The 14555-nt window shown below is 73.6% G+C and carries 14 protein-coding genes and 1 tRNA gene; 7 read left to right on the forward strand and 8 right to left on the reverse strand.

All coding sequences use genetic code 11. The annotated features are described in order from the left end of the window. Positions 1-6: 6 nt before the first annotated feature. From thrC to argS, 4 genes are read right to left on the reverse strand one after another with little or no spacing between them, the layout of a single operon-like run. Positions 7-1080 carry a threonine synthase gene (gene thrC / locus ABD644_RS15995; protein WP_344689950.1) on the reverse strand — a complete coding sequence of 358 codons (1074 nt, stop codon included), beginning with the start codon at positions 1078-1080 and terminating at the stop codon, positions 7-9. Then, positions 1077-2366 carry a homoserine dehydrogenase gene (locus tag ABD644_RS16000; protein WP_344689951.1) on the reverse strand — a complete coding sequence of 430 codons (1290 nt, stop codon included), beginning with the start codon at positions 2364-2366 and terminating at the stop codon, positions 1077-1079. Before ABD644_RS16000 ends, thrC begins: the two co-directional genes overlap by 4 nt. Next, on the reverse strand, positions 2363-3856 hold the full coding sequence (gene lysA / locus ABD644_RS16005; RefSeq protein WP_344689952.1) for a diaminopimelate decarboxylase: 1494 nt from the start codon (positions 3854-3856) through the stop codon (positions 2363-2365). The genes ABD644_RS16000 and lysA overlap by 4 nt, the downstream gene beginning before the upstream one ends. Further along, positions 3853-5514 carry an arginine--tRNA ligase gene (gene argS, locus ABD644_RS16010; RefSeq protein ID WP_344689953.1) on the reverse strand — a complete coding sequence of 554 codons (1662 nt, stop codon included), beginning with the start codon at positions 5512-5514 and terminating at the stop codon, positions 3853-3855. The genes lysA and argS overlap by 4 nt, the downstream gene beginning before the upstream one ends. Before the next feature lie 169 nt (positions 5515-5683). Between argS and ABD644_RS16015 the strand changes: the two genes are divergently transcribed. The 4 genes from ABD644_RS16015 (at position 5684) to ABD644_RS16030 (ending at position 7708) form a co-directional block, all read left to right on the forward strand. Continuing rightward, positions 5684-6439: a thioredoxin-like domain-containing protein gene (locus tag ABD644_RS16015; protein WP_344689954.1), complete on the forward strand. Its 756-nt coding sequence runs from the start codon at positions 5684-5686 to the stop codon at positions 6437-6439. After that, a complete protein-coding gene (locus ABD644_RS16020; RefSeq protein WP_344689955.1) occupies positions 6436-7104 on the forward strand; it encodes a DUF305 domain-containing protein in 669 nt (222 codons plus the stop codon). The genes ABD644_RS16015 and ABD644_RS16020 overlap by 4 nt, the downstream gene beginning before the upstream one ends. 59 nt (positions 7105-7163) lie before the next feature. Continuing rightward, a tRNA-Arg gene (locus tag ABD644_RS16025) sits at positions 7164-7235 on the forward strand. A 53-nt stretch (positions 7236-7288) separates the two neighbouring features. After that, positions 7289-7708, forward strand: a complete 420-nt coding sequence (locus ABD644_RS16030) for a hypothetical protein (RefSeq protein WP_344689956.1) — start codon at positions 7289-7291, stop codon at positions 7706-7708. Here the strand turns inward: ABD644_RS16030 and ABD644_RS16035 are convergent. Genes ABD644_RS16035 through ABD644_RS16050 form a run of 4 tightly spaced genes read right to left on the reverse strand, consistent with a single transcriptional unit; the run spans position 7657 to position 11702 of the window. Then, positions 7657-8427 carry an SDR family NAD(P)-dependent oxidoreductase gene (locus ABD644_RS16035; RefSeq protein ID WP_344689957.1) on the reverse strand — a complete coding sequence of 257 codons (771 nt, stop codon included), beginning with the start codon at positions 8425-8427 and terminating at the stop codon, positions 7657-7659. The genes ABD644_RS16030 and ABD644_RS16035 overlap by 52 nt on opposite strands. 22 nt (positions 8428-8449) lie before the next feature. Then, positions 8450-10087 carry an ABC-F family ATP-binding cassette domain-containing protein gene (locus tag ABD644_RS16040; RefSeq protein WP_344689959.1) on the reverse strand — a complete coding sequence of 546 codons (1638 nt, stop codon included), beginning with the start codon at positions 10085-10087 and terminating at the stop codon, positions 8450-8452. Between the two features lie 45 nt (positions 10088-10132). After that, complete coding sequence (locus ABD644_RS16045) at positions 10133-11221, reverse strand: adenylate/guanylate cyclase domain-containing protein (protein WP_344689960.1); 1089 nt, start codon at positions 11219-11221, stop codon at positions 10133-10135. Positions 11222-11237: 16 nt separating this feature from the next. Beyond that, the gene (locus ABD644_RS16050) at positions 11238-11702 is read right to left on the reverse strand and encodes a universal stress protein (protein ID WP_344689961.1); all 465 of its coding nucleotides are present in this window, start codon (positions 11700-11702) and stop codon (positions 11238-11240) included. Positions 11703-11796: 94 nt separating this feature from the next. Here ABD644_RS16050 and ABD644_RS16055 point away from each other — a divergent pair, with 94 nt between their 5' ends. From ABD644_RS16055 to ABD644_RS16065, 3 genes are all read left to right on the forward strand, one after another. Continuing rightward, the gene (locus tag ABD644_RS16055) at positions 11797-12807 is read left to right on the forward strand and encodes an ABC transporter ATP-binding protein (RefSeq protein ID WP_344689962.1); all 1011 of its coding nucleotides are present in this window, start codon (positions 11797-11799) and stop codon (positions 12805-12807) included. After that, positions 12804-13559 carry an ABC transporter permease gene (locus ABD644_RS16060; protein WP_344689963.1) on the forward strand — a complete coding sequence of 252 codons (756 nt, stop codon included), beginning with the start codon at positions 12804-12806 and terminating at the stop codon, positions 13557-13559. The genes ABD644_RS16055 and ABD644_RS16060 overlap by 4 nt, the downstream gene beginning before the upstream one ends. An 81-nt stretch (positions 13560-13640) precedes the next feature. Next, entirely contained in the window at positions 13641-14450 is an 810-nt protein-coding gene (locus tag ABD644_RS16065) for an ankyrin repeat domain-containing protein (RefSeq protein ID WP_344689964.1), read from the forward strand. Positions 14451-14555: the final 105 nt, after the last annotated feature.

Raw genomic sequence — 14555 nt, forward strand, 5'->3', positions numbered from 1 at the left:
CGGAGGTCATAGACCGAGCTGGGCCGCCGCGGCGGCGGCGTCCACGGGGATCGTCGTCGGCGCGGGCGCGCCGGAGATCGCCCACTCCGGGTCCTTGAGCCCGTTGCCGGTGACCGTGCAGACCACCCGCTGGCCCGGCTCGAGCTCCCCGGCGGCGGCCACCTGCAGCAGACCCGCGACCGAGGCCGCCGACGCCGGCTCGACGAACACGGCCTCGCTGCGGGCCAGCAGCCGGTAGGCGGCGAGGATCGCGCGGTCGGTCACGGCGTCGATGCGGCCGCCGGACTCGTCGCGGGCGGCCAGGGCCTTGGTCCACGACGCCGGGTTGCCGATCCGGATCGCCGTGGCGATCGTGCTCGGGTTCTCCACGACCTTGCCGGTGACGATCGGCGCGGCGCCGGCGGCCTGGAAGCCCCACATGCGCGGGGTACGGGAGGCGGTCCCGTCGGCGGCGTACTCGCGGTAGCCCTGCCAGTAGGCGGTGATGTTGCCGGCGTTGCCGACCGGCAGGCAGTGGATGTCGGGGGCGTCACCGAGGACGTCGACGATCTCGAACGACGCGGTCTTCTGCCCCTCGATGCGGAACTGGTTGACGCTGTTGACCAGGCTCACCGGGTAGTCGATGGCGAGCTTGCTGGCCAGGGCGAGGCAGTCGTCGAAGTTGCCCTGCACCTGCAGCAGCTTGGCGCCGTGCACCAGGGCCTGGGCCATCTTGCCGGTGGCGATCTTGCCCTGGGGGACGAGGACGGCGCAGACCAGACCGGCGCGGGCGGCGTAGGCCGCAGCGCTCGCGCTGGTGTTCCCGGTCGAGGCGCAGATGACCGCGCGGGCGCCCTCCTCGACGGCCTTGGTGATGGCCATCGTCATGCCGCGGTCCTTGAACGACCCGGTCGGGTTGGCACCCTCGACCTTGAGGTAGACCTCGCAGCCGGTGCGCCGCGACAGCTCCGGCGCCGGCAGCAGCGGCGTCGCGCCCTCCTGCAGCGTCACCACCGGCGTGCTGTCGCTGACCGGCAGCCGGGAGCGGTAGGCCTCGATCAGTCCGGGCCACCCCGGCGACACGGCGTACCGGACGGTCATGAGAGCCCCTCGACGCGCAGCACGCTGGTGACCTCGCGGACGGCGGACATCTCCCGGAGCGCGGCCACGGTGGCCGACAGCGCCGCGTCGGGCGCGCTGTGCGTGACGATCACCAGCGTCGCGGCGTCGCCGTGGCCGTTCTGCCGCACCGTGGAGATGCTCACGTCGTGGTGGGCGAACTCCTGGGCCACGGCGGCCAGGACGCCCGGTTTGTCCGCGACGTCGAGGCTGACGTGGTACTGCGTGGGCGTCTCGGCCATGGGGCGGATCGGCAGGTCGGCGTAACCGCTCGGCCCCTGGCCCGCGGCCCCGACCAGGCGGTTGCGGGCGACGGCGACCAGGTCGCCGAGCACCGCGCTGGCGGTCGGCTCACCCCCGGCACCCTGGCCGTAGAACATCAGCTCGCCGGCGGCCTCGGCCTCGACGAACACGGCGTTGAACGCCCCGCCGACCGCCGCCAGCGGGTGCGAGGTGGGGATCATGGCGGGGTGCACGCGCACGGCGACCGAGTCCCCCTCCTCGTCGCTGACGCGCTCGCAGATGGCCAGGAGCTTGACCGTGCAGCCGATCTCGGCGGCCCGGGCGACGTCGGTGGCGGTCACGGCCGAGATGCCTTCGCGGTACACGTCGGCGGCGGTGACCGGGGTGTGGAAGGCCAGCGAGGCGAGGATCGCCGCCTTCGCCGCGGCGTCGAACCCGTCGACGTCGGCCGTCGGGTCTGCCTCGGCGTAGCCGAGGTCGGTCGCCTCGGCCAGCGCCTCGCCGAAGCCGGCGCCGGTCTCGACCATGCGGGAGAGGATGTAGTTGGTCGTCCCGTTGACGATGCCGACGACGCGGCGGATCTGGTCACCGGCCAGCGACTCGCGCAGCGGGCGCAGCAGCGGGATGGCGCCGGCGACCGCGGCCTCGTAGTACAGGTCCACGCCGGCCTTCGCGGCCGCGGCGTGCAGCGCGACGCCGTCCTCGGCCAGCAGCGCCTTGTTGGCGCTGACCACCGACTTGCCCGACTCGATCGCGGCCATGAGCAGGGTGCGGGCCGGCTCGATCCCGCCGATGACCTCGACCACCAGGTCGACGTCGTCGCGCCGGACGAGGGCCTCGGCGTCGGTCGTGAGCAGCGCGGCGGGGACGCCGGGGTGATGGTCGGGACGGCGGACCGCGATGCCGGCCACCTCGATGCGCCGCCCGACGCGGGCGGCGAGGTCGTCGGACTGCTCCTCGAGCAGCCGCAGCACGGCGCTGCCCACCGTGCCGCAGCCGAGCAGCGCCACCTTCAGAGGCTTCACGAACGGACTCCCACGGGGTGCTCGGGGGCGGGTTGCGACGGCGCCGGGGAGGGTGCCGGCCGCTCGGCGAGGACGGCGTCGAGGGCGAACACGTCGGACAGTGTCTGACGGCGGACGATCTCGGTGGCCGCGCCGTCACGGACGGCGACCACCGGCGGCTTGAGCAGGTAGTTGTAGTTGCTCGCCATCGACCAGCAGTAGGCGCCGGTCGCGGCCACCGCGAGCAGGTCACCGGGGACGACGTCGGCGGGCAGCCACAGGTCGCGGACCAGGATGTCGCCGCTCTCGCAGTGCTTGCCGACGACGCGGCACAGCGCGGGCGGGGCATCGGAGGCCCGGTTGGCCAGCACGCACGTGTAGGACGCGTCGTAGAGGGCGGTGCGGATGTTGTCGCTCATCCCGCCGTCGACCGACACGTAGTTGCGCACCAGCGGCGTGCCCGGCGCCCCGCTGGCGCCCAGGCGCACCGGCTTGATCGTGCCGATCTCGTAGAGGGTCACCGTGCCCGGGCCGGCGATGGCCCGGCCGGGCTCGATCGCGAGACGGGGCACGGGAAGGTCGAGCTCGCGGCACTCCGCGGCCACCACCGCACGCAGCCGCGTGGCGATGTCGGCGGGGCTGACCGGGTCGTCCTCCGACAGGTAGGCGATGCCGAAGCCGCCGCCCAGGTTGAGCTCGGCGAGGACGTGCCCCGTGGCCTGGCGCAGCTGGCCCATCAGGCCGACCACCCGGTGCGCGGCCGCCTCGAAGCCCGCGGTGTCGAAGATCTGCGAGCCGATGTGGCTGTGCAGCCCGGTCAGCTCGAGGTTCGGCTCGCGGATGACCCGGACCGCGGCGGTCAGCGCGTCACCGGTGGCCAGGGAGAAGCCGAACTTCTGGTCCTCGTGCGCGGTCGCGATGAACTCGTGGGTGTGTGCCTCGATCCCGACCGTGGCGCGGATCAGCACCGGGACCGGCGCGCCGCCGGCCTCCACCCGCGCCGCCGCCATGGGCACCAGCCGGTCGATCTCGTCGAAGGAGTCGACGACGACGTGGCCGATCCCGGCGTCGACGGCGAGCTGCAGCTCGACCAGCGACTTGTTGTTGCCGTGCAGCGCGATCCGCTCGGCCGGGAAGCCCGCGGCCAGCGCCAGGGAGAGCTCGTTGCCGCTGCAGGCGTCGAGGTGCAGGCCGTCGTCGGCGATCCACCGGGCGACCTGCCCGCACAGGAACGCCTTCGAGGCGTAGTGCACGTCGGCGTCCTCGAAGGCGGTCGCGAAGTCGGCGGCCCGGCCGCGGAAGTCGGTCTCGTCCAGGACGAACAGCGGGGTGCCGTGCTCGCGGGCCAGCTCGGTCACGGGCCGCCCGCCCAGGTGCAGCTCGCCGTCGATGCGCTGCGCCGATCGCGGCCAGACGTGCGGGTCGAGCGCGCCCAGGTCGGCCGGCGGGGCGCCGGCGGCCGTCGGCTGGGCGATGTTCCCGTGCAGGGGACCCGCGGGGTGCGCTCTCACATCCGCTCCGGGGCGTGCACGCCGAGCACGTCGAGACCGTTGCGCAGCACGGTCGCGGTCGCCGCGCACAGCCACAGCCGCGCGGTGGTCAGCGGGGTCGCCTCCTCGTCGCCGCGCGGGAGCACCCGGCACGAGTCGTAGAAACGGTGGTACGTGCCGGCCAGTTCCTCCAGGTACCGGGCCACCCGGTGCGGGGCACGCAGCTCCGCCGCCGCGGTGAGAACCCGCGGGAACTCGCCGATCGCGCGCAGCAGGTCGCTCTCCCGTTCGTGGCCGAGCAGGGCGGTGTCGACGTCGGCCGCCTCGCCCAGGCCGAGCCCCAGATCCGCCGCGTTGCGCAGCACGGAGGAGATGCGGGCATGGGCGTACTGGACGTAGAAGACCGGGTTGTCGTTGCTCTTCCGGCTCCACAGGTCCAGGTCGAGATCGATCTGCTGGTCGATCGACGCCCGCGCCAGGGCGTAGCGGGCGGCGTCGGCACCGATCGCCTCGACGAGGTCGACCAGGTTCACCACCGTGCCGGCCCGCTTGCTCATCCGCACCGGCTCACCGTTGCGCACGAGGTTGACCAGCTGGCCGATCAGGATCTCCAGGTGGGTGTCCGGATCGTGGCCCATGGCGGCGACCAGCGCCTTGTAGCGACCGACGTAGCCGGTGTGGTCGGCGCCGAGCATGATCACGACCTTGTCGAAGCCACGCTCACGCTTGTCGAGGTAGTAGGCACAGTCGGCGGCGAAGTAGGTGACCTCGCCGTCGCTCTTCACCAGGACCCGGTCCTTGTCGTCACCGAAGTCGGTGGTGCGGAGCCACACCGCGCCGTCGGACTCGTAGACGTGACCCTCTTCCCGGAGACGAGCGATCGCCTTCTCCAGGGCACCGGACTCGTGCAGGGTGCGCTCACTGAAGTAGACGTCGAAGACCACGCCGAACTCGGCCAGCGAGCTGCGGATCTCGTTCCACATCAGCTCGACGCCGCGCGTGCGGAAAACCCGCTCCTGCTCCTCGTCGTCCCGCTCGAGCAGGCCGGGCTGCGCCGCGAGCACCTGGGCGGCGATGTCGTTGATGTACGTGCCGGCGTAGCCGTCCTCGGGGACCGGGTCGCCCTTCGCCGCGGCCTGCAGGCTGCGGGCGAACCGGTCGATCTGCGCCCCGGCGTCGTTGAAGTAGTACTCGCGCGTCACGGAGGCGCCGCTGGCCTCGAGCAGCCGGCCCAGGGCGTCGCCGACGGCGGCCCAGCGGGTGCCGCCGATGTGCACCGGCCCCGTGGGGTTGGCCGAGACGAACTCCAGGTTGAGCTTCTGTCCCGCCAGCGCGTCGGTCCGGCCGTACGCCGGACCGTCGGTCACCGCGTTCACGGCGATCAGCCCGAGCGCGCCCTGGGCGAGGGTGATGTTGAGGAAGCCCGGGCCGGCGACGTCGACCCGGTCGATGCCGGCGTGGGCGCGCAGCTGCGCGGCGAGCAACTCGGCCACCTCGCGCGGCGGCCGGCCGGCCGGCTTGGCCAGCCGGAGCGCCACGTTGGTGGCGTAGTCGCCGTGCTCGGGGTTCTTCGGCCGCTCCACGACGACCTCGGCCGGGACGTCGACGGGCAGCTCGCCTCGCTCCACGACCGCCGCGACGGCGGTGCGAACGACGTCCTGCAGCTGCTCCGGTGTCACCGCACGAGCGTACTGATCGCCCACGCCGCGCCCGGCGGGGCCGCCCGACCGCCCGGGCACGCTCAGCTTCCCGACCTAGACTCGCGCCCGGCACGGGTCGGATAGGTGCTCCGCAGGGACACGGCCCCGCAGCCAGAACAGCATCGTGAACCAGCATCGAGGAGAGGCCTTGGCCAAGGACCGCACGCCCGCACGTCCCGGCGCGACCGGGAATCGCGCGAAGGGCGGACGCACCCGTCCGGTGGCCAACGTGGTCGCCCCGCAGCGGCCGTGGGGCCTGATCGCGGGGGCGCTCGTCGTCGTCCTGTTCGCCGCGGCCGTCATCACCTACGCCGTCGTCAAGGTCAACGAGGCCAACGCCAACAAGGTCGAGTCGCCCGACGACATCTCCGGCCTGCAGGCCTACGAGTACGCCGCGGGCCAGGAGCACGTCACCACGCCCGTCGAGTACACCGAGTCCCCGCCGGTCGGCGGGGCGCACGACGCCTTCTGGGCCGACTGCACCGGCACCGTCTACGACGTCGACATCCGGCACGAGAACGCGGTGCACAGCCTCGAGCACGGCGCGGTCTGGGTCACCTACGACCCCGACGCGCTCTCCGACGGCGATGTGGAGAAGCTCGCCGACCTCGTCGACGGCGTCTCCGGGCGGATGCTGTCCCCCTACGCGGGGCTCGACTCCCCCATCAGCGTCCAGTCCTGGAACCACCAGCTGAAGGTCGACAGCGCCGACGACGAGCGCCTCGCGCAGTTCGCCGACCTGATGACCCGCAACTCCGACTTCCACCCCGAGGTCGGTGCCAGCTGCGAGAACCCCGACTTCCTCGCCTCCCCCATCCTCGCCGGCGAGGACAGCGCGCCGGTCGGTCAGAGCGACATGCCGACGACGACGACGCCCGGCGCGACGGAGACCACGGAGCCGTGACCGAGGCGCCCGCCACCCCGGTCCCGCCGGCCCGTCCGGGCGGGCTGCGCACCGCGCTGCTGGCGGTGATCGGGCTCGGACTGCTCCTGCTCGGCGGCGGCCTCGCCGTCGCCCTCGGGATCGGGCAGGACGGCGGGCCGGCGACCCCCACCGCGGACTCCGTCGACGCCGGCTTCTCGCGGGACATGGCGATCCACCACCTCCAGGGCGTGGAGATGGCCAACCTCGCCCTGGAGCGCAGCGAGGACGCGGAGGTCCGCCAGCTGGCGTTCGACATCTCCTCGACGCAGACCAACCAGACCGGGCGGATGCAGGGCTGGTTGTCGTTGTGGGGCGTCCCGCCCACCGGTGGCGAGCGGATGGCGTGGATGGCCGACGGGCACGGCTCGATGGTCATGGACGGCCTGATGCCGGGCATGGCCACCGAGGACGAGCTCACCGACCTGCGCGGCCTGTCCGGCGCGGAGTTCGACGTGCAGTTCCTGCGGCTCATGATCCGCCACCACCAGGGCGGGCTCGAGATGGCCCAGTACGCGGACGAGCACGCCGCGCTGGCGGCGGTCCGGCGGCTTGCCCGCACCATCGCCGAGACGCAGACGGCGGAGACCGGCACGATGACCGACATGCTCGCCGCACGCGGCGGCACCCCGCTCCCCGCCCCCTGACAGCCGCCGTGGGGAGGGTGATCACGGGCTGATAGCGTGGCTGTCGCACGACCGGGATGGCCCCCGTAGCTCAGGGGATAGAGCACTGCCCTCCGGAGGCAGGGGCGCAGGTTCGAATCCTGCCGGGGGCACCCACTTCTTCCCGTTCCGCCTGGGCGTGGACCGGCGTAGCGTCCAGGCCACTGTGCACTGGATCACGGTCGAGGTCTTCGACGGCGCCGTCGCCGCCGTCCTGTGGGCCGACGCCTGGCGGGACCGGCTCGTCGAGGCGGCGGTCACCGGTGGTGCGCGCTTCTGGGACGACCACGAGCACCGCTGGGGCGTCGTCCTCGAGTTCACCTTCGACGACGAGCAGGCCCGCGACGCCTTCCGTGACTGCCCGCTGCTGCGCGCGGCGCTCGACGGCGCGCCGGACCGCGTGCTGGTCTACCCGCACCGCGGCGGCGGCGACGGCATCCGCCAGCCCCGGCGACCGCGGCCGATGCTGCGCAGCGGCGGAGCGGAGCTGCCGGTGCCCGATCCCGACGCCGAGCGGGTGCTCCCCTGCACCGCTCAGCTGGTCAGGAACCCGCCCTCGACGGGCAGCGTCGTCCCGGTCACGTAACCGCCGGCGTCGCTGACCAGGAAGATGAGCGCGGCGGCGAGCTCCTCGGGGTGGCCGGCACGGCCCATCAGCACCCGGGGCATCTGCGAGTCCAGGTAGCCGGGCTGGTAGCTGTCGGTCATCTCCGACTCGAAGAACCCGGGCGCCAGGGCGTTCACGCGGATCCCCCGGCGACCGGTCCACTGCTGCGCCAGATCACGGGTCAGGCCGATCAGCCCGGCCTTGCTGGCCGCGTACGCCGCCTGCGGCAGCCCGGCCGTCGTCAGGCCCAGGATGCTCGAGATGTTCACGATCGAGCTGCCGGGCTGCATGACCCGCCCGCAGGCCTGCGCCATCCAGTAGCAGCCGTTGAGGTTCACGTCGATGACCTGCCGGAACTGCTCCGGGGTCTCCCGGGTCGCCGGGTAGGCGGTGCCGACGCCGGCGTTGTTCACGAGGACGTCGGCCTTGCCGAACTCGGCCATCGCGGCATCGACCAAGGCCTGGCAGTCCTCGGGGCGGGAGACGTCGGTGGGCACCGCGATCGCGCGCCGGCCGGTCGCCTCCACCGCCTTCTGCGTGACGACCAGTCGCTCGGCCCGCCGGGCCCCGAGGACGACGTCCGCACCGGCCTCGGCGAGGGTCCGGGCGAACACCGCGCCGAGCCCCGAGGACGCCCCGGTCACGATGGCGACCTTCCCGTCGAGGCGGAACATGTCGAGGATCGTCCGGTCGCTCATCGCCGCAACGTAACGCGGGAGCTCAGCGCTCGCTGACGCGCCCCTCGGACACCTCGAGGTGCCGGTTGGTCGCGACGGCCTCGAGCATCCGGCGGTCGTGGGTGACCAGCAGAAGCGTGCCCGAGTAGGCGGCCAGTGCGTCCTCCAGCTGCTCGATGGCCGGGAGGTCGAGGTGGTTGGTCGGCTCGTCGAGGACGAGCACGTTGATGCCGCGGGCCTGCAGGAGTGCCAGGGCGGCGCGGGTCCGCTCCCCCGGTGAGAGGGTCGCCGCCGGCCGGAGCACGTGGTCGGCGGTCAGCCCGAACTTGGCCAGCAGGGTGCGCACCTCGGCCGTCGGCCACTCCGGCACCTCCGTCGAGAACGCGTCGAGCAGCTGCTCCTCGCCCAGGAACCGGCCGCGGGCCTGGTCGATCTCCCCGATGCGCACCGAGGGTCCGAGCGACGCCGACCCCTCGGTCAGCTCGGCCCGGCCCAGCAGGGCGGCGAGCAACGTGGACTTGCCGGACCCGTTGGCACCGGTGATGGCGACCCGGTCACCCCAGTCGACCTGGAGGTCGACCGGGCCCAGCCGGAAGGACCCCCGCTCGACGACGGCGCCGCGCAGCGTGGCCACCACGGCGCCGGCGCGGGGGGCCGAGGCGATCTCCATCCGCAGCTCCCACTCCTTGCGCGGCTCCTCGACCACCTCCATGCGCTCGATCAGTCGCTCGGTCTGCTTGGCCTTCGCCGCCTGCTTCTCCGCCGACGCCCGGTTGTGCGCCTTGATGTGCTTGTCGGGGTCCTTGGACTTCTTGACCGCGTCGCGGACGCCCTTCGCCATCCAGTTGCGCTGCATCCGCGCCCGCGCCTCGAGGCCCGACTTCGTGTCGGCGTACTCCTCGTACTCCTCGCGCGCGTGGCGGCGGGCCACCTCGCGCTCGACCAGGTACGCCTCGTACCCGCCGTCGTGCACCCGGACCAGCTGCTGGGCGAGGTCGAGCTCGACGACGCGGGTGACGGTGCGCGCGAGGAACTCCCGGTCGTGGCTGACGACGACGATGCCCGCCCGCGCGCCCGCGACGAACCGCTCCAGCTGGTCGAGCCCGGCGAGATCGAGGTCGTTGGTGGGCTCGTCGAGGAGCAGCACGTCGTAGCGGGAGAGCAGCAGCGAGGCGAGGCCCACGCGGGCGGCCTGCCCGCCGGAGAGCCCGGTCGTGAGCGCGTCCAGGTGCACGCCCGGCGCCACCTCGGACACCACCTCGGCCGCCCGCTCCTCCAGGTCGGCCCCGCCGAGCGCCAGCCAGCGCTCGAGGGCGTCGCCGTACGCGTCGTCGGCCCCGGGCCGGCCATCGGCGAGCTCCTCCGTGGCCCGGTCGAGCGCCGCCTGGGCATCCGCGACCCCGGTCCGCCGTGCCAGGGCCGACAGGACCGTCTCCCCGGCCCGGCGCTCGTGCTCCTGCGGCAGGTAGCCGAGGGTGGCCGACGGCGGGCTGACCGCGATGGTCCCCTCCTCGGCGGGGACCTCACCGGCCAGCGTGCGCAGCAGCGTGGACTTCCCGGCGCCGTTCACCCCGACCAGCCCGACGACGTCACCGGGGGCGACGACGAGGTCGAGGCCGGAGAACAGGACGCGGGCGCCGTGGCCGGCAGCGAGCCCGCGGGCGACGAGGGTGGCACTCACCCGGAGAGGATCCCAAGCCCCGTCCAGCGGGTTTCGCCTGGTGGGTCAGTGCTCGTCGTCCGGCCGCTGCTCGTCGGGCTGCCCGAGGACGTCGTCGGCCATCTCGTCGAGCCAGCCCTCGATGGCCGAGTCGTCGGTGGGACGGCGCTGGACCAGCCACGGCTGCAGGTGGTCGTAGCCGCGCACCGAGACCCGGCGCAGCGGCCGCACGCGGTAGGCCGGGAGCCCGCGCAGGAACTGGGCGAGCTCGCGGTCGACGAGCACCGTGCCCGGCCGCGCGATCGAGGTGAGCCGGCTGGCCAGGTTGACCACCGGCGAGTAGACGTCGCCGAGCCGCGTCAGCACCGGCCCGTAGGCGGCGCCGACCCGCAGCGGCGGGCGGTCCTCGGCGTCCCAGACGGCGGGCATCTCCAGGCCGATCTCCACGGCGGCGACCGCGGTCCCGGCCGTGAAGAGGACACCGTCGCCGACGGTCTTGACCACCCGGCCCGAGTGCCGCGCGATCACCTCGGCCGCGGTGCTCTCGAAGTCCTCCACCATCGCGCCGAGCTCGCGGCCGCCCATCCCGCGGCTGCGCGAGGTGTACCCGACCAGGTCGGCGAAGCCGACGGCGAGTTCCCGGCGGTCACCGGGGGCGCTCGCCGCGGCGAGCAGCCGGTCGGCGTTGGCCGCCAGGTGCCGCCGCCAGACGTAGTCCTGCACCTTCCGCAGCTGCGGCAGCAGTGCCTTCGCCGCGTCGATCGCCGCGTCGACCGTCGCCTCGGGGGTCGCCTCGTCACCGGCCGCCCGGATCAGTGCGTCGGCGAGCATGTCGGTCTGCCAGTCGGCCAGGCGGGACAGCGATTGCCCCATCGCCCGGGCGATCGACGCTTCGGTGTCGGGCCCGACGAAGCCCGAGTCGATCATCGCCGAGAGCACCTCGAGGGCGGCGACGTCGGCGTCGGTGAACGCCGGGTCGTCGTCGGGCACGTCGGGGAAGCCCAGCGCCCGCCACAACCGCTGCGTCCGCTCCGGGGGCATCCCGGCCATCTCGGCGATCTGCAGGCGCGTGTACCGGCGCGGACCGTCGAGCAGCAGGCGCTCGAGCGCCTCGCGGGCGGCGGGGCCCAGGACGTCGTCCCCGGGTTCGTTCACGGGGTTCGCCGGCGCCTCAGCCCGTGGTGTGCACGACGAGGACGTCGCACGTCGAGCGGCGGGTCGCGTCGGCCGGCACCGAGCCGAGGAGCCGGCCCTTGATCCCGGCCAGCCCGCGGTTTCCGACGACCAGCAGATCGGCGTTCTCGCGGCGGACGACGTCCAGCAGCGTCTCCACCGGCGAGCCCTGCACGGCGAGGGTCTTCACGTCCTTGGCCCCGGCCTTGCTCGCCCGCTCGTGCGCGGTGCGGACCGTGTCCTCCGCCGGGTGCGAGCCGACGACCTGGTACGCGTCGTCGCGGAGGGCGTCCTGGGCCTGCGCCATCTCCCGGTCGTCTGCCTCGGCGGGCAGGTACGCACAGGCGATGACCAGCGTGGCTCCGCAGGCGCCGGCCAGCGCGCCCGCGCGGGCGACGGCCCGCAGGGACGACTCCGACCCGTCCGTGCCGACCACGACCGTCCGATAGGCGTTCTCGCTCACGGCCCGGACTCTATGTGACCGTGTGTCAACGGTCACCCCGAGATGATCAGCGCCGCGGCCCGGCGGCCCCGCGACGCAGCGCCCGTGCGCTTGGATGGACGCGTCCCGCCTCCGAGGTCAGGAGTTCGCCATTCGCACCGGCAGCACCGCGGCGGTCGAACCCGTCCGGGTCGACGTCAGCGGCCTCACCAAGTCCTTCGGCCAGGTGCACGCGGTCACGGACCTGAGCTTCAGCGTGGAGCCGGGTTCGGTCACCGGGTTCCTCGGCCCCAACGGCGCCGGGAAGACGACCACGCTGCGCGCGCTCCTCGGGCTCATCCACCCCGACGCGGGGACGGCGAGCTTCAACGGCGCCCCCTACCGGGCGCTGCCCGCCCCGATCCGCACCGTCGGCGCCGTCCTCGAGACCGCCTTCCACCCCGCGCGCTCCGGCCGCAACCACCTCCGCGTCTACTGCCGGGCGGCCGGTCTGCCGCTCGCGCGGGCCGACGAGGTGCTCGTCCAGGTCGGGCTCGGCGAGGCCGGCCGGCGTCGCGCGGGTGGCTACTCCCTCGGCATGCGGCAGCGACTCGCCCTGGCGACGGCGCTGCTCGGCGACCCCTCGGTGCTCGTCCTCGACGAACCGGCCAACGGCCTGGACCCCGAGGGCATCCAGTGGCTGCGTGGCTTCATCCGTCACCTGGCCCACGACGAGGGCCGCACCGTGCTGGTCTCCAGCCACCTGCTGTCCGAGGTCGAGCAGACCGTCGACCGCGTCGTCATCGTCGGCGCCGGGCGGCTGGTCCGCGAGGGCACCATGGCCGAGCTGCGCTCGGGGGCCGACGGCGCCGGCACGGTGCTGGTCCGCAGCCCCGAGGCGGCGCGACTGGCCGCCGCGCTGCGCGAGGACGGCACGCAGATCCGCAGCGAGGACGGCGACGCCCTCACGGTGACCGGCCGGACGCCGGCCGAGGTCGGCAGCCGGGCCTTCGCCGCCGGGATCGAGCTGCACGAGCTGCGTGCGGAGTCCAGCGATCTCGAGGAGATCTACTTCAAGCTCACCGCCGGGCAGGAGCAGTTCGCCGCTCCGTCGCCCGGCTCCCCCACCCAGGAGACCGCCCGATGATCCGCCTCGTGCGCGCCGAGTGGACCAAGCTGTTCACCACCCGCGTCTGGATCGCCATGCTGCTCGGCGCCTGCGCGATGGTGGGCGGCTTCGCGGCCCTCCTGACCGGGTTCGCCGGCAACCCGGAGAGCGGGATCCCCGCCGTGGGCACCCCGCTGTTCGAGCAGCTGGCCCTCGCTCAGTCGACCAACGCGACCGTGCTGACGCTGATCCTCGGCGTCATCGGGATGACGCAGGAGTACCGGCACCGGACGGCGACCCCGACGTTCCTCACCGCGCCCCGGCGCGGTCACGTCGTCGTCGCCAAGGTCATCGCCTACGCGCTGGCCGCGGTGCCCTTCGCGGTCGTCGTCGTGGCGGTCAACCTGCTGGTCGTGACGGTGTACGCCGGAGCCCGTGGCGCGGCGCCCGAGCTCAACGGCGACAACCTCGAGGTGATGCTGACCTCCGGTCTCTCGCTGGCCATCTACGCGATCATCGGCGTCGGCATCGGCGCGCTGCTGCGCAACCAGGTCGGCGCCATCGTGGGAGCCCTGGTGTACCTGTTCGTCATCGAGCAGGTCATCCGCTCGATCCCGGCGACCTCCGGGGCCTACAAGTGGATGCCCGGTGGTGGCCTGGAGGCGATGACCGCGACCTTCCAGGGGCCGGAGCTGCTGGGTGCCTGGCAAGGGGGCCTGCTGCTCCTCGGTTACGGTCTGGTCGCCGCGGTGCTGGGCACGTTCCTGGCTGTGCGCCGCGACATCGTCTGACGAAGGACCCCGTCCTCCCCACCCCTCGCGCGCTCGGGGAGGTGCCTGGACGGGGCCGCGCCAAAGACACGGGAGGTTGGCGTGACCACTCGCATGACCGTCCAACGCCTGGGCAGGCTGATCGCCGACGGTGACGTCGAGGCCGTCCGCACCGCCGTCGAGGCGACACCGGCACTGCTGAGCCGCACCGTCGAGCGGGGCGGCCAGGGCGGCTGGACACCGCTGCACATCGCCGTCGACGAGCATCAGGCCGACATCGTCCGGGTGCTCGTCGATGCAGGGGCCGACGTCGGCGCGCGCACCGAGCACGGCCGCACGCCGCTGCACGTCGCGCTCCGGTTCGCCCCCGAGCTGGTGCCGCTGATGCTGGAGCTCGGTGCGGGGATCGACGCGCCGAGCGCCGCCTACCTCGACGACGTCGACCGGCTGACCAGCCAGCTCGACGACGGCACGGGCCCCGACGACCGCGTCTCCGGTGCCGACCTGCTGTCCTGGGCTGCGTTCGGGGGCGCCACGTCGACGGCCAAGCTCCTGCTGGAGCGGGGCGCCGACGTCGACGGCGGCGCCCTGCACGCCGCGGCGAGGAGCGGCCACCTGGACGTGGTCCGGATGCTCCTCGAGGCCGGCGCCGACGTCGACCGCCGCGACCCCGAGACCGGACGCGCGCCGCTGCACGCCGCCGTGGCGGCCGGTCCGGGGGGCGACGCGCCGGAGATCGTGTCGGTGCTGCTAGGCGCCGGCGCCGACATCAACGCCACCACGAACGACGGGGCCAGCGCCCTCGACATCAGCCGGGTCGCCGCCGCCCGCCACCGGAGCGGCGACGCCGGTCAGGCGACGGGCAACGACGCGCTGGCCGACCTGCTCGTCGCCCACGGCGCGACGGACTGACGGGCGTAGACTCGACACCCGGTCCAGCCATGCCCAGCAGACGTACCGCCGAACACCCCTGTTGCTGAGCAGACACAGCCCATAGACGAAGAAGGCACTCCACCC

Source organism: Blastococcus jejuensis (genome assembly GCF_039534705.1).
GTDB lineage: Bacteria > Actinomycetota > Actinomycetes > Mycobacteriales > Geodermatophilaceae > Blastococcus_B > Blastococcus_B jejuensis.

Coding starts and splice junctions, on each gene's coding strand:
- ABD644_RS16060 (WP_344689963.1), top strand. CDS start 12,804: ATGATCCGCCTCGTGCGCGCCGAGTGGACCAAGCTGTTCACCACCCGC.
- ABD644_RS16035 (WP_344689957.1), bottom strand. CDS start 8,427: ATGAGCGACCGGACGATCCTCGACATGTTCCGCCTCGACGGGAAGGTC.
- thrC (WP_344689950.1), bottom strand. CDS start 1,080: ATGACCGTCCGGTACGCCGTGTCGCCGGGGTGGCCCGGACTGATCGAG.
- ABD644_RS16055 (WP_344689962.1), top strand. CDS start 11,797: ATGGACGCGTCCCGCCTCCGAGGTCAGGAGTTCGCCATTCGCACCGGC.